15 protein-coding genes are annotated in these 19950 nt (G+C 49.0%); 7 read left to right on the forward strand and 8 right to left on the reverse strand.

The features are described from left to right. Positions 1 to 3: 3 nt before the first annotated feature. The 3 genes from B5G04_RS05455 to B5G04_RS05465 form a co-directional block, all read right to left on the reverse strand. On the reverse strand, positions 4 to 1338 hold the full coding sequence (locus tag B5G04_RS05455; protein ID WP_087396187.1) for an NADP-specific glutamate dehydrogenase: 1335 nt from the start codon (positions 1336 to 1338) through the stop codon (positions 4 to 6). Between the two features lie 152 nt (positions 1339 to 1490). Then, positions 1491 to 1673, reverse strand: a complete 183-nt coding sequence (locus B5G04_RS20395) for a hypothetical protein (RefSeq protein ID WP_087250885.1) — start codon at positions 1671 to 1673, stop codon at positions 1491 to 1493. Between the two features lie 118 nt (positions 1674 to 1791). Continuing rightward, complete coding sequence (locus tag B5G04_RS05465; protein WP_087210751.1) at positions 1792 to 4080, reverse strand: NADP-dependent malic enzyme; 2289 nt, start codon at positions 4078 to 4080, stop codon at positions 1792 to 1794. A 301-nt stretch (positions 4081 to 4381) separates the two neighbouring features. Between B5G04_RS05465 and B5G04_RS05470 the strand changes: the two genes are divergently transcribed. The 7 genes from B5G04_RS05470 to B5G04_RS05500 all read left to right on the forward strand — a co-directional run bounded on the left by B5G04_RS05470 (position 4382) and on the right by B5G04_RS05500 (position 15156). Beyond that, positions 4382 to 5587, forward strand: a complete 1206-nt coding sequence (locus tag B5G04_RS05470) for an efflux RND transporter periplasmic adaptor subunit (protein ID WP_022041105.1) — start codon at positions 4382 to 4384, stop codon at positions 5585 to 5587. A gap of 41 nt (positions 5588 to 5628) precedes the next feature. Continuing rightward, positions 5629 to 9057 carry an efflux RND transporter permease subunit gene (locus B5G04_RS05475; protein ID WP_087210748.1) on the forward strand — a complete coding sequence of 1143 codons (3429 nt, stop codon included), beginning with the start codon at positions 5629 to 5631 and terminating at the stop codon, positions 9055 to 9057. Position 9058: 1 nt separating this feature from the next. Beyond that, positions 9059 to 10450, forward strand: coding sequence for a TolC family protein (locus B5G04_RS05480; RefSeq protein WP_204246995.1), 1392 nt, complete (start codon positions 9059 to 9061; stop codon positions 10448 to 10450). Positions 10451 to 10478: 28 nt separating this feature from the next. Further along, complete coding sequence (gene lpxA / locus B5G04_RS05485; protein WP_013617643.1) at positions 10479 to 11246, forward strand: acyl-ACP--UDP-N-acetylglucosamine O-acyltransferase; 768 nt, start codon at positions 10479 to 10481, stop codon at positions 11244 to 11246. A gap of 134 nt (positions 11247 to 11380) precedes the next feature. Continuing rightward, the gene (locus tag B5G04_RS05490) at positions 11381 to 12760 is read left to right on the forward strand and encodes a hypothetical protein (protein WP_087396189.1); all 1380 of its coding nucleotides are present in this window, start codon (positions 11381 to 11383) and stop codon (positions 12758 to 12760) included. Continuing rightward, positions 12747 to 13697, forward strand: coding sequence for a GDSL-type esterase/lipase family protein (locus B5G04_RS05495; RefSeq protein ID WP_087396191.1), 951 nt, complete (start codon positions 12747 to 12749; stop codon positions 13695 to 13697). Before B5G04_RS05490 ends, B5G04_RS05495 begins: the two co-directional genes overlap by 14 nt. Then, the gene (locus B5G04_RS05500) at positions 13675 to 15156 is read left to right on the forward strand and encodes an MBOAT family protein (RefSeq protein ID WP_087250870.1); all 1482 of its coding nucleotides are present in this window, start codon (positions 13675 to 13677) and stop codon (positions 15154 to 15156) included. The genes B5G04_RS05495 and B5G04_RS05500 overlap by 23 nt, the downstream gene beginning before the upstream one ends. Positions 15157 to 15521: 365 nt before the next feature. Here the strand turns inward: B5G04_RS05500 and B5G04_RS05505 are convergent, their stop codons facing one another. From B5G04_RS05505 to B5G04_RS05525, 5 genes are all read right to left on the reverse strand, one after another. Further along, positions 15522 to 16004, reverse strand: a complete 483-nt coding sequence (locus B5G04_RS05505; RefSeq protein WP_087250872.1) for a radical SAM-associated putative lipoprotein — start codon at positions 16002 to 16004, stop codon at positions 15522 to 15524. Positions 16005 to 16016: 12 nt separating this feature from the next. Then, positions 16017 to 17096, reverse strand: a complete 1080-nt coding sequence (locus B5G04_RS05510) for a TIGR04133 family radical SAM/SPASM protein (RefSeq protein WP_087396193.1) — start codon at positions 17094 to 17096, stop codon at positions 16017 to 16019. Between the two features lie 79 nt (positions 17097 to 17175). Continuing rightward, positions 17176 to 17676, reverse strand: coding sequence for an NUDIX domain-containing protein (locus B5G04_RS05515; RefSeq protein ID WP_087210732.1), 501 nt, complete (start codon positions 17674 to 17676; stop codon positions 17176 to 17178). A 168-nt stretch (positions 17677 to 17844) separates the two neighbouring features. Continuing rightward, positions 17845 to 18537, reverse strand: a complete 693-nt coding sequence (locus B5G04_RS05520; protein WP_013617635.1) for a response regulator transcription factor — start codon at positions 18535 to 18537, stop codon at positions 17845 to 17847. Beyond that, complete coding sequence (locus B5G04_RS05525; RefSeq protein WP_087396195.1) at positions 18534 to 19922, reverse strand: HAMP domain-containing sensor histidine kinase; 1389 nt, start codon at positions 19920 to 19922, stop codon at positions 18534 to 18536. Before B5G04_RS05525 ends, B5G04_RS05520 begins: the two co-directional genes overlap by 4 nt. Positions 19923 to 19950 lie beyond the last annotated feature (28 nt).

The raw sequence follows: 19950 nt of genomic DNA on the forward strand, positions 1-19950 counted from the left end.
AAATTATACGATGCCTTGAGCCATCATGGCATTTGCCACTTTCATGAATCCGGCTACGTTGGCACCCTTTACGTAGTTGATGTAACCGTCGGGTTCTGTTCCGTATTTCACGCAAGCTTCGTGGATGTTCTTCATGATGCTCTTCAGCTTTTCGTCCACTTCTTCCTGGCTCCAGCTCAGCTTGATGGAGTTCTGAGTCATTTCCAGACCTGATACAGATACACCGCCGGCGTTAGCTGCCTTACCTGGTGCATAGAGAATCTTCGCTTCCTGGAATACACGGATTGCTTCGGGGGTAGAAGGCATGTTGGCACCTTCGGATACAGCGAATACACCGTTGGCAACCAAAGCTTTGGCATCATCGCCGTTGATTTCATTCTGTGTGGCAGAAGGAAGGGCAATGTCGCCTTTCTCGTTCCAAGGACGTGCTCCGGCTACGTATTTGCAGCCGTATTTCTCTGCATATTCGCGGATACGTCCACGGTACAGGTTCTTCAGTTCCATGATGTAATCCAGTTTTTCGCGGTCGATTCCGTCCGGATCGTAGATATAACCGTCTGAGTCGGACATCGTAACTACTTTCGCACCCAACTGAATCAGTTTTTCTACTGTATATTGTGCTACGTTTCCTGCACCTGATACCAGACAGGTCTTGCCTTTGATATCAATGTTGCGGGTCTTCAGCATTTCGAGCAGGAAGTAGATATTTCCGTAACCTGTTGCTTCGGGGCGAATCAATGAACCGCCGAATTCGCGTCCTTTACCGGTGAGCACACCGCTGAATTCACGGGTCAGTTTCTTGTACATGCCGAACATGTAGCCTACTTCACGTCCGCCTACACCGATGTCACCGGCAGGTACATCGATTTCAGGGCCAATGTGACGCCACAATTCCAGCATGAAAGCCTGGCAGAAACGCATTACCTCAGCGTTTGATTTGCCACGTGGAGAGAAGTCTGAACCACCTTTGCCTCCACCCATCGGAAGCGTAGTCAATGAGTTCTTGAATGTTTGTTCGAAAGCCAGGAACTTCAGGATACCGAGGTTTACAGAACTGTGGAAACGGATACCGCCTTTATACGGCCCAATGGCGTTGTTATGCTGTACACGGTATCCCATGTTGGTCTGGATGTTGCCTTTATCGTCCATCCACGTTACGCGGAACTGGTAAACACGGTCTGGAATACACAAGCGTTCAATCAGATTCACTTTGTCGAATTCAGGATGCTTGTTGTATTCTTCTTCGATTGTACCTAATACTTCTTCTACTGCCTGATGGTACTCAGGTTCATTGGGAAATCTTCTTTTCAGATCTTCCAGGACTTTTGCTGCATTCATTCTTCTAATCTTGTTATTGGTTATTAAATATTCTTCTCATTGTTTGATGTGGTAAAAGTATAGATTATTTTTTATTTATGCAACAATTTAGTAAGAAAATCAGAGTAAAAACATCAAAAAGTTGTTTTTGTTTCGTTTTTGTGTGGAAATGACTACTTCTGCTGTTTCTTTTTTAACGCTTTGACAATCGGAATGAACACCAGGGCACCTGAAATGAGTATTGTCAGGATAAGTATGCCGTCAATTTGTGGGCTGGAAGTAAGAACAATGAAACAAAGTGCTGCCCAAGCCAAGGCTAACACGACACATTGTGAAGAGGTGAGTGGTTTTCGCATAAGGTCAGGGTATGAAAAGGTGTATGGTGACAGAAGAAACGCAGATTCACGAAGATTCTCGCAGTTTCTTAATCTGCGAAAATCTGTGTAAATCTGCGTTTCAAACAGAGACATAAATTTATTTTTGGTTATGCAACTTCTTGGCTACGATCGCATCGATGCAGGCGATAGCGGTGATGTTGACGATATCGCGCACCGAGCTTTCAATGTCGGTAAAGTGAATCGGTTTGTTCAGTCCCATCTGAATCGGGCCGATTACTTCTGTTTCGCTCATGCTTTGGATAAGCTGGTAAGTAGCGTTGGCAGAGTTCAGGTTCGGGAATACCAGTGTATTGACTTCTTTACCTTTCAGGCGGGTGAACGGATATTTCTCGTCACGCAACTCGTTGTTGAGGGCAAATCTTGCCTGCATTTCTCCATCGATAGCCAGATCGGGGAATTCTTGCTGCATGTAGGCTAAGGCTTCGTGCACTTTAGCCGGGCTTCCTTCCTGGTCGGAACCGAAGTTGGAGTAAGCAAGCATTGCCATTACCGGTTCTTGGTTGAAGAAACGTACTGCTTTGGCAGACAATTTGGCGATGTCAATCAGGGTTTCCGTGTCGGGATGGTGGTTGATCAGTGTATCGGCAATGAAATAAGTGCCTTTCTTGGAGTTCAGGATATGCATGGTGCCGAAGTGTTTGTATCCCGGCTGGATGCCGATAACTTCTTTTGCAACCTTAATGGTGTTGGTATATTTGGTATACAGACCTGTAACGAAAGCGTCTGCTTCACCGGTTTCTACCATCATCATGCCGAAGTAGTTGCGTTCGAACATCTTGTCGTTTGCCTCTTGATAGTTTGCTCCTTCACGGGCACGTTTCTCGCTCAAGATGCGTGCATAGCGTTCACGGCGCTCTGCTTCACGGTCATGACGCAAGTTGACGATTTCGATACCTTCCAGGCTTAAATCCAGTTCTTTGGCAAGTTTTTCGATGCGTTCTTCGTTGCCCAATAGAATCGGGTGGCAGATGCCTTCGGCTTTTGCTTCTACCGCAGCTCTCAACATGTTGGGGTGGATGCCTTCAGCAAATACGACACGCTGCGGGTCTTGGCGTGCGGTTTCGTACAGCTGGCGGGTCAGTTTGTTTTCTTGTCCCATCAATTCACGCAAATGGTTCTTATAACCTTCCCAGTCTGTGATGTGCTTGCGTGCTACTCCCGAATCCATAGCAGCCTTGGCTACAGCCATAGACACTTCGGTTATCAAGCGTGGGTCTACGGGTTTCGGAATGAAATAATCCGGACCGAATGTGAGGTTGTTTACGTGGTATGCGTTGTTTACTACATCGGGTACCGGTTTCTTTGCCAGTCCGGCAATGGCGCGTACGGCTGCCAGTTTCATTTCTTCGTTGATGGCTGTGGCACGGGTGTCGAGTGCGCCGCGGAAGATGTAGGGGAATCCGATAACGTTGTTGATTTGGTTCGGGTAATCAGAACGTCCGGTCGACATTAATACATCCGGGCGTGATGCCATGGCGTCTTCGTACGAAATTTCGGGTGTCGGGTTTGCCAATGCGAAAACAATCGGGTGAGAAGCCATGCTGCGTACCATGTCTTGTGTCAGGACGTTCCCTTTGGAAAGTCCCAGGAATACATCGGCACCTTTGATGGCTTCGGCTAATGTGTGTACATCGGTGCGGTCTGTCGCAAAGAATTTCTTCTGTTCGTTCAGGTCGGTACGTTCTTTGGTTATGACCCCTTTGCTGTCCAGCATCAGAATGTTTTCCAGTCGTGCTCCCAATGAGATGTAAAGTTTGGTGCATGATACGGCAGAAGCTCCGGCTCCATTTACCACAATCTTTACTTCTTCTATCTTCTTGCCTGCTACCTCCAGCGCATTCAGCAGTCCTGCACTTGAAATAATGGCAGTTCCGTGCTGGTCATCGTGCATGACTGGGATGTCCAGTTCTTCTTTCAGCCGTTGTTCGATTTTGAAGCACTCAGGTGCTTTGATGTCTTCTAGGTTGATGCCTCCGAATGTCGGGGCAATCGCCTTTACAGCTTCGATGAATTTGTCGGGATCTTTTTCGTTGACTTCAATGTCGAATACATCAATGCCTGCGTAAATCTTGAACAGTAATCCTTTTCCTTCCATAACCGGTTTGCCGCTCATGGCACCGATGTCTCCCAATCCCAATACGGCGGTTCCGTTCGAAATAACCGCTACCAAGTTTCCTTTGTCTGTGTAGTCGTATGCAGTGTCGGGGTTCTTTTGGATTTCCAGACACGGTTCCGCTACACCGGGAGAATAAGCTAAAGACAAATCACGTTGGGTTTGATAAGGCTTGGTCGGTACGACCTCAATTTTTCCAGGCTTGCCTTGCGAGTGATAAAGCAGGGCAGCTTCTTTTGTTATTTTCACCATCTTCTTTTAGATTTATCGTTAATGTGTTGTGCAAAAGTAAGAATAAAATAACAAATGGACGATATTTAGGCTTTAAAAACTCTAAATTGCAGGAATCGTCACATTTTTTGTCGATAAGATTTGTCATTTGGTCGGATTATTAGGACTATATGTAATAACTTCTTTGTTTTATGGTTATTCTTAGTTAAACACCTATTTTATATAGACACTTTTTTCCTATCTTTGCAAAGCTCAAACGAATGCATTTGGGTAAGTTTTCATAGGCAATTAACAAATCAAGGAAACACTAACAGTTATATTTATGAATATGAGCATGAAAAAAAACAGAAGTTTTTCTTCTAGCCGGATAGCCCTTTTGGCATTGGGCATATCGGCGTTGACTGCATGTAGCAGCCAAGGCGGTAAAATGGGTGATGACGAGTTCACAGTACAGGAAGTGACTTCTACTTCCAGTAATCAGGTGACAAAGTATCCGGCAACAATCAAAGGTTTGCAGGATATTGAAATCCGTCCGCAAGTGTCGGGATTTATCGTGAAATTGTGTGTAGACGAAGGTGCTACCGTTCATAAGGGACAAGCGTTGTTCCAAATTGACCCCACACAATATCAGGCGGCGTTTGACCAGGCTAAGGCAGGAGTTGAGTCTGCGAAAGCAAATCTGAAGACTGTTTCGGAAACGGAAGTGAACAAAAAGATGCTTCACGAACAGAAAATCATCAGTGATTTTGAATATCAGACTGCCGTCAACAACCTGTTGACAGCTAAGGCAAGCCTGGCACAGGCTGAAGCTTCGTACACTGCTGCCAAGCAGAATCTGGGATTCTGTACGGTGACCAGCCCTTCGGACGGCGTTATCGGTACGTTCCCCTACCGTATAGGTGCACTGGTAAGCCCGTCGGTAGCTGATCCTTTGACAACGGTTTCTCAAATCGGGGACATGTATGTGTATTTCTCATTGACCGAAAAGGAACTGTTGAACCTGACCAAGGCAGGTGGTACACTGAAAGAGCAATTGGAGAAGATGCCGGAAGTGCAGCTGGAACTTTCTGATGGAAGCGTTTATGCGGAAAAAGGAAAGATTGATGCCGTGAGCGGTGTTATCGACCAGGAAACCGGTTCGGTAAGCATGCGTGCCATTTTCCCCAATAAGCAGAATGTCTTGCGAAGCGGAGGTATGGCGAACATTATCTTCCCTTATACAATGGAAAATGTATTGTTGGTTCCGCAGTCGGCTACGGTAGACATCCAGGACAAGAAGTTCGTTTACGTATTGCAACCGGACAGCACAGTGAAGTATACGGAAATCCAAATCTCGAACTTGAACGATGGCAAGAACTACATTGTGCTTGACGGTTTGAAGTCGGGCGACAAGATTGCCGTAGAAGGTGTAACCCGTTTGAGCGACGGTATGAAGATTACTCCGATTACCCCTGCCCAAAGAGAAGCCAAGTATCAGCAGGCTTTGAAAGACCAGAGAGAAGGCAATCTGGCTACAGCTTTTAATTGATTCAATACGTAAATATCGTTATATAATATATAAGGTATAGAATGAAACTAGATAAATTTATTAACCGTCCGGTATTATCAACCGTTATCTCAATTTTGTTGGTAATCTTGGGTTTTATCGGTTTGGCAACTTTGCCAATTACCCAATATCCGGACATCGCGCCGCCTACCGTTTCGGTTAGTGCGACCTATACAGGTGCCAATGCACAGGCTGTATTGAACTCTGTGATTTCTCCGTTGGAGGACCAGATCAATGGTGTGGAAAACATGATGTACATGCAGTCTACCGCTACCAATAACGGCTCGGCACGTATCACAGTGTATTTTAATCAAGGAACTGACCCCGATATGGCGCAGGTCAATGTGCAGAACCGTGTGACTCAGGCTCAAGGTCTGTTGCCTGCTGAAGTAACGCAGGTCGGTGTGACCACCATGAAGCGTCAGACCTCTATGTTGATGATTTTCTCTATCTATGATAAGGAAGACAAATACAACATCGAGTTCCTCGAAAACTACGCAAGTATCAACTTGATTCCGGAAATCAAGCGTGTAAGCGGTGTGGGTGATGCCAATGTGATGGGTACCGACTATTCTATGCGTATTTGGTTGAAACCGGATGTGATGGCGCAGTATAAGTTGGTGCCGAGTGATATTACGGGAGTATTGGCAGAACAGAACGTGGAAGCTGCTCCGGGACAGTTCGGTGAACGCGGTAACCAGTCGTTCCAATATACCATCCGTTATAAAGGACGTTTGTCGAGCGAAACAGAATTCGGCGATATTGTCATCAAGTCTTTGCCGAACGGTGAATTGCTTCGCTTGAAAGATGTAGCCGAAATGGAATTGGGCCGTTTGACTTACAACTTCAACAATACGGTAAACGGTCATAAGGCGGTATCTTGTATCATCTATCAGATGGCAGGAACCAATGCGACGGAAACCATTGCTAACTTGGAAAAAGTGCTTGCCGAATATGAAAAGAATCTTCCCGAAGGCTTGGGTATCAACATTGCACAGAGTGCCAACGACTTCTTGTTCGCTTCTATTCATGAGGTTGTCAAGACGTTGATTGAAGCATTTATCCTGGTGTTTATCGTAGTATATATCTTCTTGCAGGATATGCGTTCTACGTTGATTCCGGCGATTGCCATTCCGGTAGCTTTGATTGCCACCTTCTTTGCCTTGAAGATTATCGGCTTCAGTATCAACTTGCTGACCTTGTCGGCTATGGTGCTTGCGATTGCGATAGTCGTCGACGATGCCATAGTCGTCGTCGAGGGTGTCCACGCCAAGTTGGACCAGGGATATAAGTCAACGCGTGAGGCTTCTATCGATGCCATGAGCGAATTGGGCAGCGCCATCGTTTCCATTACGTTGGTGATGATGTCTGTGTTCATTCCGGTAAGTTTCATGAGTGGTACGGCAGGTACCTTCTACCAGCAGTTCGGTCTGACCATGGCGATTTCTATCGGTTTCTCGGCTCTGAACGCCTTGACGCTTTCTCCGGCATTGTGTGCCTTGTTCTTGAAACCGCATAATTCGGAAGCTACGTTGAAAGAACGTATGGGTACGGCTTATAAGGAGTCTCGTAAGATTCTCGTGGCACGGTACACAGACGCTCTCGGTAAGTGGATGAACCCGAAGATTGTCATTCTCTTTACGGTTGTTGCCATTCTGGGTATGATTTTCGGCTTGTTCAGTTTCGAAGAACATCCGGTGCTCTGTATCGTGATGATTATTATCAGTGTCTTGGCTTTTGCCGGTATGACTACCGACAAGTTCAAGAACTCGTTCAACAAGTCGTATAATTCGTTGCTGGCAAAATATAAGAAACGTGTCGTATTCTTTATTCACAAACGTTGGCTGTCAATGGGTATGGTTGCCGGAGCGATTGTGCTTTTGGTTGTATTCATGAGCATTACACCTACCGGTATGGTGCCGAATGAAGATACGGGTACCATTATGGGTTCTGTGACTTTGCCTCCCGGCACTTCTCAGGAACGTGCACGTGAAGTATTGGCACAGGTGGACAGCCTGATAGCTGCCGAACCTGCCGTTCAGTCACGTACGGTGATTTCCGGTTTCAGCTTTATCGGTAGCGGTCAGGGACCTTCTTACGGTTCTATTATCATCAAGCTGAAAGACTGGGAGGAACGGAGTACGCAGCAAAGTTCAGATATTGTGGTCGCTACGTTGTTCATGCGTTCACAGAAACTCTTCAAGGATGCGCAGGTATTGTTCTTTGCGCCCCCGATGATTCCGGGTTATTCTATTTCAACTGATATTGAGTTGAACATGCAGGATAAGACCGGTGGTAGTCTGGACCACTTCTTCCAGGTGGTAAACGACTATATTGCCGCTTTGCAGGAGCGTCCGGAAATCAATTCGGCTTCTACCAACTTTAACCCGAGCTTCCCGCAATATCAGTTGGATATTGATGCGGCAGCTTGTAAGAAAGCAGGTATCAGCCCGAGCGACATCTTGACAACCATGCAAGGTTACTTTGGTGGTATCTATGCTTCTAACTTCAACAGCTTCGGTAAGATGTACCGTGTGATGATTCAAGCAGAACCCGATGCTACAAAGAACTTGGAGTCGTTGAACGGAATCAAGGTGCGTGGCAGTGACGGCGAGATGGCTCCTATTTCGCAGTTCGTATCGCTGAAGAAGATTTACGGTCCGGATGTCATCAGCCGTTTCAACCTGTATACTTCTATTCAGGTGATGGTTTCTCCGGCTGCCGGTTATTCTTCAGGTCAGGCATTGCAAGCGATTGCTGAAGTAGCAAACGATAACTTGCCTGCCGGTTTCGGTTACGAATTGGGAGGTATGGCGCGTGAAGAGGCACAGACCACCAATACGACAGGAATTATCTTTGTGCTCTGTCTGGTATTCGTTTACTTGTTGCTGAGTGCACAGTATGAAAGCTACCTGTTGCCTTTGGCAGTATTGTTGTCAATACCTTGCGGTTTGTTGGGAAGCTTCCTGTTTGTCAACGGTTTCTCGGCATTGGGCAGTATTCCGGCATTGAAGATGGTATTGGGAACGATGTCGAACGATATTTATATGCAGATTGCGTTGATTATGTTGATGGGTCTGTTGGCAAAGAATGCCATTTTGATTGTAGAGTTCGCGCTCGACCGTCGTAAGCAGGGTATGAGTATATCTTGGGCAGCTGTCTTGGGTGCTTCCGCCCGTCTGCGACCGATTCTGATGACTTCTTTGGCAATGATTATCGGTTTGCTCCCGTTGATGTTCGCCTTCGGTGTAGGTGCCCACGGTAACCGTACATTGGGTGCTTCGGCTATCGGCGGTATGTTGATTGGTATGATTTTCCAGATTTTCATCGTTCCGATTTTGTTCGTGACGTTCCAATGGTTGCAAGAAAAAGTTAAACCGATGGAATGGGATAGCTTGGACGAAAGCGAAGTGGAATCTGAAATTGAACAGTATACTCCTACTAAACGATAAGATGATAATGAAGAAACAAATAATAGGAATTGTGTGCGTAGCTACTATGATGAGCAGCTGCCACATTTATAAATCGTATGACCGTCCGGAAACGATAGATGCTTCGGGCATCTACCGTGACCCGGTTTCGCCTACGGATACGTTGGCAACAACCGATACGACAAATATGGGAAACCTGCCTTGGCAAGAAGTTTTCCGCGATGCCAAGCTGCAGGCGCTTATTGAAGAGGGATTGGCGAACAATGTGGATTTGCAGGCTGCCGCCCTTCGGGTGGAAGAAGCGAAAGTCATGCTGACTGCTGCCAAGTTGTCTTATCTCCCTTCCATCAATCTGGCTCCTCAAGGTACTGCAACCAGCATGGATGGAGGAAATTATGTAAAGGCTTATACGCTGCCGGTTGCAGCCAGTTGGGAACTTGATTTCTTCGGTAAGATTCTGAATACGAAACGCGGGCAGAAGGTGGCTTATCTTCAGAGCCAATATTCTGAACAAGCTACACGTTCGCAAATCATTTGCGGCATTGCGAATACGTATTATTCTTTGTTGATGCTCGACCGTCAGGTAGAGATTACAAGCCAGACTGTAGACATCTATAAGGAAAACGTACGCACGATGGAAGCGATGAAAATTGCCGGAATGACTACCGAGGCTGCTGTAGCCCAGATGCGTGCCGCTTACCATCAGGTACAGGCTTCGTTGCTGGACTTGCAGCGTCAGGTGCGTGAAACTGAGAACTCGCTTTGCGTGCTGTTGGCAAAGACTCCTCAGCCGATTGACCGCAATACTTTGGATGAGCAGGTGATGCCGGAAGATTTGACGGTCGGTGTTCCTTTGCAATTGTTGGAAAACCGTCCCGATGTAAAGATTGCCGAGATGACTTTGGCAAGTGCATATTATACAACCAATCAGGCGCGTGCTGCGTTTTATCCGGGATTGAACATTACGGCTACGGCAGGTTGGACGAACGGGTCGAACATTTCGGTTGCCAATCCGGCTGAGTTCATGTTTCAGGCATTGGCTTCATTGGCACAACCTATCTTTAACAATGGCAAATTAGTGGCTAACTTAAAGGTTTCGAAAGCTGAAGAAGAGATTGCACGTATGAATTACCAGCAGACCATTCTGGAAGCCGGAGAGGAAGTCAGCAATGCCTTGCGTCTCTATGATACACAGGACAAGAAGCTGCAACACGATCGTCAGCAGGTAGACCAGTTGGACAAGGCGGTTACTTATACCAAAGCATTGTTCCAAAGTGGTGATGCCACATACCTGGAAATCCTGACGGCACAGCAGAACCTGCTGAGCGCTCAATTGACCGAAGTTTCGGACAATATGCAGCGCATACAGGCAGTCGTTTCTTTGTATAGTGCATTGGGCGGAGGTAGAGAATGAGATTTATTAACCTTAAAATAGAGCAACTATGATCAGTCCTTTAGCTTATGTTGACCCGTCTGCAAAGATTGGCAACAATGTTACGGTTCATCCGTTTGCCTATATCGATAAGAATGTCGAGATAGGGGATGACAATGAGATTATGCCTTACGCAAGCCTGATGAGTGGTACACGTATGGGTAACGGTAACAAGGTCTGTCAAGGAGCAGTGATTGCAGCTGTTCCGCAAGACTTTGCCTATACAGGAGAAGATACCATTGCACGCATCGGAGACAATAATGTGATTCGTGAGAATGCCGTGATTATCCGTGCTACACATGCCGACCATGAAACATCGGTGGGTAATGGTAATTTTATCATGACCGGTGCACGTTTGTCGCACGACGTGACAGTGGGCAACCGGTGCATTATCGGAAACGGTTCGCAAATTTCGGGAAACTGCATCGTTTTCGATTGCTCTATCTTGACATCGAATGTGCTGATGCAAGGAAATACGCGGCTGGGAAGTTATTCGGTGGTGCAAGGAGGCTGCCGTTTCGTAAAGGATATACCTCCTTATATTGTGGCAGCGCACGAACCGATTGAGTTCTACAGCATCAGTACGCTTGTGCTGGAGCGTGCAGGATTCTCTGAGACCTTAGTCAAGCACATTGCGCAGGCATACCGTATTTTGTACAAGGCAAATACCTCACAGCACGATGCGCTGATCCGTATCAGGGAGCAGATTCCGAATAGTCCTGAAATTGAGAACATCATCAAGTTTGTGGAATCTTCCAAGCTGGGTATCATTCATTGATTTGTATCTCTTGTTGAGATAAGCATAAAAACTTCCAAAGCCCGTAAGGAGCTTTGGAAGTTTTTTTATTTGGTACGTGTGTGGCGTATGTCGAAAATCTGTTATCTTTGTGCCGTTTTTTTAGTGTGAGAACGATGAAAAATAAAGTTACATCCACGTTTCTCTTTGCTTTGCTGGTTGCAGGAGGTTTGTTGGCAATGCATTTCCTGCCTGTCTTGAAGGTTGGGGGATATACGTTGCGCAAAGTTGATTTACTGTCCGACTTGCGCCCCGACCCTGTGGAGGAGGTGCTGGCAGACTCTGATTCTTTGGTGTTGCCTCCGGTGGTGAAGCCTGCCTTTGTCGATACGTGCAAGACCGGAATGACTTGCATCGAAGACTATGCCGATTCTACGATGCGGGGGATGTCGCATTTCTACGAAGCCTTGTCGGCTTGTCCGACGCTTCACCGTCCCGTGCGTATTGCTTATTTCGGAGATTCGTTTATCGAAGGAGACATTCTCACTGCCGATTTGCGTGCCATGCTTCAGTCGCGTTTCGGCGGTTGTGGTGTCGGTTATGTCCCGGTTACTTCCCGTGTGGCAGGATTCCGCCCCACGGTTAAACATACGTTCAGCGGTTGGAAGACCCATTCGGTTACTGATTCGGTGGGCTTTAACCGCCGTTTGCAGGATTTGTCCAATCATTATTATTATCCTTCGCCGGGTGCCCGTGTTACGTTGAAAGGTTTGGGTACATACGCTGACCATCTGGGAGCGTGCGAGACGTCTTCCTTCTATTTTGTTTCGCTCGACTCCATCCGGCTTTCGGCTGTACTCAATCAGGGAGCGGATACGGTTTCGTATGCTTTTGCCGGCGACAGCCTGTTACAGGCAGCTACGGTGCAGGAGGATATACGTAGTGTCGAATGGAGAGTGGAACATACAGATTCTACTGCTATCTGTTACGGTGTGACCATGGATCCGTCTTCGGGCATTGTGGTTGACAACTTCAGTACCCGGGGCAGCAGCGGGCAGCAGTTGGGCGGTGTGCCGATGCCGATGTTGCGGGCGTATAACCGGCTCCGTACATACGATTTGATTGTCTTGCAATACGGTTTGAATGTGGCATCGGAAGGTATAACGAATTACCGCTATTACACTTCCGAAATGGTGAAGGTAATCAACCGTTTGAAAGAGGCATTCCCGCAAGCTTCCTTCTTGCTGGTCAGCATCGGAGACCGTGAGTCGAAGGATGAGACAGGCAAGTTGCGTACGATGCCGGGTGTCAAGAACCTGGTGCGCTATCAGCAGGCACTGGCTGCCGAGACGCATATCGCTTTTTGGAATCTTTACGAAGCGATGGGGGGAGAAGGCAGCATCGTGAAAATGGTGGAAAGCAAGCCTCAGATGGCAAACTACGATTATACCCATATTAATTTCAGGGGAGGGAAACACTTGGCTGAATTGTTATTTGAGACATTGATGTACGGCAAAGAACAGCATGAGAAACGGAAAGCTTATGAAAATGAATAGGTTACGATACGCTTTAGCATTGCTCTTTCTGATGGGACAATGGGTATACGCGCAAGATACTATACCCGTCCAGCCCATGCCGGACAGGCATTCGGAGCCGATATATTCCAGCGAGGAGATGACCCGGCTTATGGAATTCATTGCCGTAGACAGTCCGATGCCGGATAAGTTCTTGCAGACTGAAGATAATGTTCTGACAGACCCGACGGCTTCTTTAGCGCCTTTCTTTGCAAAGTTAAAACGGTTGGACCGTCCGGTACGCATTGTGCATATCGGCGATTCGCATGTACGTGGACACGTCTTTCCGTATGTGATGCGCCGTTGTCTGGAAGATGATTTCGGAATGAGGGCAGTAGAAGACCTTCCGGTGTCTTATCAGACTTCGGGATTGGCGGTGGAAACAGGCAGGGAAGGAGTGGTGTATCATATCTTGGGGGTAAATGGAGCTACTTGCGCTTCGTATTCCACGCCCGAACGTTTGCAAAAGGTGGCAGACTTGCATCCCGATTTGGTAATCGTGTCATTTGGAACAAACGAGGCGCACGGGAGGCGTTATTCTGCTTCCGAACATACAGAAGCTATGAGAACCATGCTGGCTGTATTGAAACAGCAATGTCCCGATGTGGCTTTTTTATGGACAACTCCGCCCGGTGCTTACGTTAGGAACGGACGGCGCGGACCGCGTGTCATCAATCCGCGGACACCTTCGGTGGTAAGTACCGAATTGCGTTTCGCACGCGAGAACGGGCTTGCCGTTTGGGACTTATACGATATTGTGGGAGGAAAGGAGCGTGCCTGCCTGAACTGGAATGCGGCACATTTCTATCAGCGTGACAAGATTCATTTTACGAGAGAAGGATATATAGTACAAGGTTTATTGCTTCACGAAGCATTCATAAAGGCTTACAACGATTATGTGGCAACTGGATTGGAGTAAACTGGCAGAGGTCCTGACTTATGACCCCAGCCAGCCGATGATATTCAACAGCGGACTGTTTCTGTTTCTTTTTTTAGGGTTCAGCCTGGTTTATGCGCTGTTGCAGAAAAAGACGACGGCACGCCTGCTGTTCGTCACGGCATTTTCGTATTATTTCTATTACAAAAGCAGCGGCATTTATTTTTTCCTGTTGGGAATTGTGACGGTGAGCGACTTCCTGCTTGCCCGGCAGATGGTGCATACGGTCGCTCATTGGAAAAGGAAGTTTCTGGTAGTTGTCAGCCTGTGCATTAACCTGGGCTTGTTGTGTTACTTCAAATACACCAACTTCTTTTACGAAATGCTCTACCCTTTGTGGAACGGAAGTTTTGAACCGCTCGACATCTTCCTGCCGGTAGGCATTTCCTTCTTTACCTTCCAGTCGCTCAGCTACACCCTCGATGTGTATAGGGGCGACCTGAAACCGCTTTCCAGCCTGCTCGATTATGCTTTTTATGTATCGTTCTTTCCCCAGCTGGTGGCGGGTCCCATTGTGCGTGCCCGCGATTTCGTGCCTCAGATACGCCAGCCGCTTAGGGTTACCAACGAGATGTTCGGGCAGGGTATCTTCTTTATCGTGAGCGGTCTGTTCAAGAAGGCGGTCATATCCGATTACATCAGCATCAATTTCGTGGAGCGCATCTTCGATAATCCCGGTTTGTATTCGGGATTGGAAAACTTGTTCGGGGTATATGGCTATGCGCTGCAGATTTATTGCGACTTTTCGGGGTACAGCGATATGGCAATTGGGCTTGCCCTGCTGTTGGGCTTCCGTTTCCCCATCAACTTCAATTCGCCATACAAGTCGGACAGCGTGACCGATTTCTGGCATCGCTGGCACATATCCCTTTCTACGTGGCTCCGCGATTATCTGTACATTTCGATGGGAGGGAACCGCAAGGGGAAGGTCCGCACGTACATCAACTTGATTGTAACGATGCTTTTGGGAGGCTTGTGGCACGGAGCTTCTTGGAATTTCATTGTGTGGGGAGGGCTTCATGGAGCGGCGTTGGCGGTGCATAAGTTCTTGCGCAGCCTGTTGCACCGTCCCAAGACCTATCGCAGTACGGGGATTCGGCGTTTCTTTGCGGTGGTGATTACGTTCCATTTCGTCTGCTTCTGCTGGATATTCTTCCGCAACACCACGTTCGAAGGTTCGCAGACGATGATCCGCCAAATCTTTACTTCGTTCCATCCCGAATTGTTCGTGCAGTTGATTACGGGTTATTGGAAAGTTTTTGCGCTGATGGCGTTGGGTTACGTGCTTCATTGGTTGCCCGATAGCTGGCAGGATGCGTGCAGCCGGGGCGTGGTCCGCCTTCCGCTGGTAGGGCAGGCGTTGCTGGTCATTGTGTTGATATTTATCGTGATTCAGGTAAAGAGCAGCGACATCCAGCCTTTCATTTACTTCCAGTTCTAAGGGAAACGTCTTTCACCGTAGAGGCTTTATGGTCAAACAGAAATGAAATGCGAAAAGTCCGGTGATTCCTTATATTGAACGCAAAGGCGCAAAGGCGCGAAAGGATAATTTGGAGAAGGTAAAAGGTTGCGAAGCCCAATGCCGGCCTTTGTACTCTTGGCTCTCTCAAAGATAAAAACTCAGCGCTTCTGCGTCTTTGCGTTCCATTCCTTTTAATAGGTTGATATTGTGAAGGGATATTGCTGCATGGCCCGATGCATATAGCTTCTTCCCTCAGTCCTTGTAGCCAGGACTGCAGTCCTGACAGGACAGGACTGGCAGGATAATAGGGCGTGTTGGTTTTCGCAGCCGAATGCGTCTGTCGTTTATTCCGTATCTTTCTTCAGCTTCTTTTCGACGGTGAACTCGTATTGCCCTTGGTACCAGCTTCCGTGCCCTTCTTCGACGAGTGTCGCTTCCATATCAGCGATGTTTGTACTGTCTGGTTGGAATAGCCCTCCATTCGCTTCTCCGTCGATGTCATCGAAGTAGACTTTCTGCTTGCCGATACCTCCGGTAGTGTTCATTTCGTTGGCAAATGCCCCTTGCTTGTCGGTGTAGACCGTATCGTCCATATACGGATTGGGCGTGTTGTCCCACGCATTTCGGATAATGACCCGAATGTTCTCAATCGGGTTTCCGGCTTCATCGGTCACGGTGCCTTTTACCCGATATTCTACAGAAGGGCTTCCGTATTCTAATGGATAATCATCAGGGTAATCACCATTGTTTTCATCGTCGCAGGCGGTAAATCCTAATGCGACCAGTGCGCCCGACAGGAGGCGCGTCATCCATTTGTTTGTTTTCATATACGTTTTGATTTATGATTTGGTGAATAATTTGTGCAAATGACATACTAACAGTTCGCCTTTCTCGTTGCGCAGGTGCATGCCGTTACCCCGGCAATAGCGGAAATAGTCGCACGAGGCACATTCGCCGGTGCGCATCCATTCGCGGTCGCGATAGGGGAGGAAGCGGTTTTCCCATACTTCCATGAACTCGTCCTGATAGATGTTGCCTTGGTGATAATCGGCGCGGATGCTGGGGCACGATGAAATGGAACCGTCTATCAGTACCGAGCCGACGGTGATGCCTGCCTGGCAGCTGAACAGGTGGTCGCGTACGTCTCCTTCGTAGTTGCCCAAGAAGCCTTCGCATCCGTAACTGATGCGGATGTCTCCGGATTGGCGCGTGCGTTTGATGAAGTCCAGCATCCCCCGGAACTCTTCGGGAGAGAGTTGCAGTTCGGCATCGTGCGCCGCCCTTCCTATGGGGAACACGGTGAAGAGCCGCCAGCGTTTCAGTCCGATGCCGATGAGGTATTGTTTCAGTTCTTCCAGGTAAGGGTAATTGTGCTTGTTCACGCAGGTCACTACATCGAACACGAAGCCGGGTAAGGCTGCCAGCATACGGATGGCTTTGATGGCACGGTCGAAGCTTTCCGGATGTCTGCGCATCCAGTTGTGCTCTTCCTTGAATCCGTCCAGACTGACGGTAGCCGAGTGCATGCCGGCACGGATGAGGCTTTCCAACCGTTCGGGAGTAAGGAACAATCCGTTTGTCACCATGCCCCAAGGGAATCCTTTTTCGTAAATGGCTCGTCCGCATTCTTCCAAATCTTCGCGCACCAGCGGTTCGCCTCCGGTCAGGATGACGAATACCTTGTGCGGGTCGGTGTGTGCGGCTACATTGTCCAGCACCCGCAGGAAATCTTCTTTCGGCATGTCCTGGTAGCCGGCTATCTTTTTGCAATCGCTTCCGCAATGGCGGCAATGCAGGTTACAGCGCAGCGTGCATTCCCAGAACAATTGCCGCAACGGATGTTCCTTGATAAGGTTGTCGGTCAGCTTCCGGTTGATTTCCAACCCCAGGCGTTTGCGTAGTGTAAGTGATTCTTTCATAAACAATGTTTTTCACATTTTTATTAAGTAAATGAAAGAAAACTTCGAATACTGCATGTCATGTCCTGTTTTTTTATGTTCAGAAGCCCAACCGTTTGAATTCGTTTTCGAAGTTAGGCGTGAAGATGCCTGTGCCTAATGCTTTCCGGATGTCCTCTAAAGTCCAGAAGCGTCCGCCGTCCAGTTCGTCGCTGGGGGTGATAGTGCCGTCGTAGGTAGTGCGGTGACTGAACACCAGTTCTTTTTCACGGTCGGATTCGAAGACGTAATGCGTGAGGAGTTGGGGCGTGAAGCCGGTAATGCCTAATTCTTCGCGTGCTTCCCGTACCAGTGCCATTTCTACACTCTCGCCCAGGTCGATGTGTCCGCCTACCGATGTGTCCCATTTGCCGGGCTGGATGTCTTTCCACGCCGGACGGCGTTGCAGGAACAGTTCACCCCGGCTGTTGAATACGTGCAAGTGTACCACTGGATGCAGCAGTTTGCTCCCGTTGTGGCATTCGCCCCGCGTGGCTGCTCCCGTTATGTTTCCCTCTTCGTCTACGAGGGGAAACATTTCTTTTTCGTTGTCGCTTGTCATATCTTGATTCGTTTATCGGATGAAAAAATCACCACAGGGGACACAGAGTATCACAGAGGAAAATTTAAAGACTCTGTGTGCCTCTGTGGCCTCTGTGGTGAAATATTGCTTGTTTTATCGTCACAAAAATAAGCATTTCATCGGATTTATCCGGCATCGTCTGCCGGTTTATTCGGGAGAAACCGTCCGCAGCACGTAGCCTTTTTTCTTGATGGACTCGATGCGTATGCCCGAATCGTCTTTCAGGTAGTGGCGCAGGTAGGAAATCTGCACGTTCAGCGCAAGCGAGTTGGCGTACGAGTCGTTTCCCCATACGTGGGTCAGGATGTCTTCGCGGTAGACGGTCTGGTTGATGTTTTGGAACAGCAGGGTCAGTATTTCCGCCTGACGCGAGGTGACGGTGTGCGCCGTGCCGCATACGGTCAGCTCGTTGGTTTCGGGCGAGAAGAGGGTATGGCTAGCTTGGTAGTGCGGGTTGTCTTCGCCGGTACTGTCCGCGAAACGTTCTTCTATCTTTGCCAATAGTTCTTCGGGATAGAAGGGCTTGGGGATGTAGTCGTTCCCTTTCAGGCTGAATCCTTTCAGGCGGTCGGAGATTTCGGTGCGGTCGGACAGGAAGAACAGCAGCACTTTCTTGTCCCAGCTGCGGATTTGCCGTGCCACCTCGAATCCGTTTATCTCCGGCATATTGATGTCCAGCAATACCAGGTCGGGGCGGCAGAGGCGGAACTGCTCCAACGCCTGCTTCCCGTCGGGCACGTGTACGACTTCGTAGCCTGCTTTTTCGAGGAAGCGTTTCAAGAACAACGAATACGTGGCGTCGTCGTCGGCAAACAGGATTTTTAAGGGTGAATCGTTCATTGCGGTATAGATATATGAAAGGTGGTACCTCGGTTTGGTTCGCTCTCTACGCGGATGTGCCCGCGGTGGGCTTCCACCAAGCTTTTCACGTAGCTCAGCCCCAGTCCCAGTCCCGGAATGTTCTCGCGGCGCACCGCCGGGCTGCGGTAGAATTTCTCGAAGATGTGTTTCAGTTCATCGGCTGGGATGCCCCTTCCGTTGTCGCTCACTTCGATGTCTGTCCGGTTGCCCGTCTGGCGGAGGGTGATGGTGACGGCGGCTTCGCCCCGCGCGTATTTCACGGCGTTCTCCAGCAGGTTGCTGAAGATGTTGCTGATGTGCATCCGGTCGGCTTTCACGAGGATGTCTTGCGGGTCGGAGTCGATGCGGACGCTCACGCCCTGCCTTTCGGCTTTTTCAGCCAGCGGACGGAGGAGGGCGTTGAGGCTGAACACGGTGCGGTTGAGCGGGATTTCCTTGAAGTCGCCGTAAGTCATGTCGCGCAGCTTCGAGAAGTAGGCGGAGAGGTTGTCCAGCTCCGCTTGCGCGTCGTCTACCGCTTCCCGGCGCAGCGTTTCGTCGCGGCTCATCTCTTTGTCCTTGAGCACCGACATCAGGATTTTCAGCGACTGAACGGGACGTTTCAGCTCGTGAATCATCGCGTGCAGGAAGTCGTTGCGCAGGCGGTTCAGCTTCCGCTCGCCATGGATGGTGCGCGCCTGATAGATGAGGCAGAGCATCAGGAGGATGGCCCATACGGCGGAAGCCGCCAGCGTCCAGTATATCTCTTTCAGCAGCGTGCCGGTTTCGAGGCTGCCTTCGATGAAGACGCTTTCGCGGTTCAGGGGATTGATGCCGAACTGCAGGCGGTACGTGGGGCGGAAGAAACTGCCTGCCGACACGGTCTCGATGTCCGCCAGCAGGTGCCGGTCGGCGGAAGGGGTGACTTTCAGTGCCGGTTCGTCCAGCCGTTCGCGCAAGAAGGCTTCCAGTGCTTGCGGAGAGGCAAGCCCGCGTTCGGCCACCACGTAGCGTGTCGCCAAGGTGCTCCAGTCGTTGTACGAGACGGAAGCGGGCAGGTAGAACGTGTCGGTCTGCAGCGTCAGGTCTGTGTCCCACCGCACGACGCCATTTTCGACGTACGAGTGGGGCACCGAGGTATAGGTCTCCAGCAGCTTGTGGGTTTCGGCGGTAAAGAGGTAGATGACGAAAGCCTTGTCGGACGGCACCTCCATTTGCTGCCGGAAGAAGTCGCCGCAGCATTGTCCTGCCAGCCGTTTCTGTTCGTCGACCGCCTGCTCCAGCGCGTGCCGGCACTGCAGGCGGAAGCCGATTGCCTGCACTATCAGAATGGACAGCGAGGCGACGATGGTGACGAGGTTTATCCAAGGGACGGATTTCTTCATAAGCGTATGTTTGATTGTGCACGACAAA

It is taken from the genome of Bacteroides sp. An51A (genome assembly GCF_002161565.1).
Taxonomy (GTDB): domain Bacteria; phylum Bacteroidota; class Bacteroidia; order Bacteroidales; family Bacteroidaceae; genus Phocaeicola; species Phocaeicola intestinalis.

Bases quoted from the DNA above. Each gene is read 5' to 3' on its own strand.
- B5G04_RS05455 (WP_087396187.1), bottom strand. From the start codon at position 1,338: ATGAATGCAGCAAAAGTCCTGGAAGATCTGAAAAGAAGATTTCCCAAT.
- B5G04_RS20395 (WP_087250885.1), bottom strand. From the start codon at position 1,673: ATGCGAAAACCACTCACCTCTTCACAATGTGTCGTGTTAGCCTTGGCT.
- B5G04_RS05465 (WP_087210751.1), bottom strand. From the start codon at position 4,080: ATGGTGAAAATAACAAAAGAAGCTGCCCTGCTTTATCACTCGCAAGGC.
- B5G04_RS05470 (WP_022041105.1), top strand. From the start codon at position 4,382: ATGAATATGAGCATGAAAAAAAACAGAAGTTTTTCTTCTAGCCGGATA.
- B5G04_RS05475 (WP_087210748.1), top strand. From the start codon at position 5,629: ATGAAACTAGATAAATTTATTAACCGTCCGGTATTATCAACCGTTATC.
- B5G04_RS05480 (WP_204246995.1), top strand. From the start codon at position 9,059: ATGATAATGAAGAAACAAATAATAGGAATTGTGTGCGTAGCTACTATG.
- lpxA (WP_013617643.1), top strand. From the start codon at position 10,479: ATGATCAGTCCTTTAGCTTATGTTGACCCGTCTGCAAAGATTGGCAAC.
- B5G04_RS05490 (WP_087396189.1), top strand. From the start codon at position 11,381: ATGAAAAATAAAGTTACATCCACGTTTCTCTTTGCTTTGCTGGTTGCA.
- B5G04_RS05495 (WP_087396191.1), top strand. From the start codon at position 12,747: ATGAAAATGAATAGGTTACGATACGCTTTAGCATTGCTCTTTCTGATG.
- B5G04_RS05500 (WP_087250870.1), top strand. From the start codon at position 13,675: ATGTGGCAACTGGATTGGAGTAAACTGGCAGAGGTCCTGACTTATGAC.
- B5G04_RS05505 (WP_087250872.1), bottom strand. From the start codon at position 16,004: ATGAAAACAAACAAATGGATGACGCGCCTCCTGTCGGGCGCACTGGTC.
- B5G04_RS05510 (WP_087396193.1), bottom strand. From the start codon at position 17,096: ATGAAAGAATCACTTACACTACGCAAACGCCTGGGGTTGGAAATCAAC.
- B5G04_RS05515 (WP_087210732.1), bottom strand. From the start codon at position 17,676: ATGACAAGCGACAACGAAAAAGAAATGTTTCCCCTCGTAGACGAAGAG.
- B5G04_RS05520 (WP_013617635.1), bottom strand. From the start codon at position 18,537: ATGAACGATTCACCCTTAAAAATCCTGTTTGCCGACGACGACGCCACG.
- B5G04_RS05525 (WP_087396195.1), bottom strand. From the start codon at position 19,922: ATGAAGAAATCCGTCCCTTGGATAAACCTCGTCACCATCGTCGCCTCG.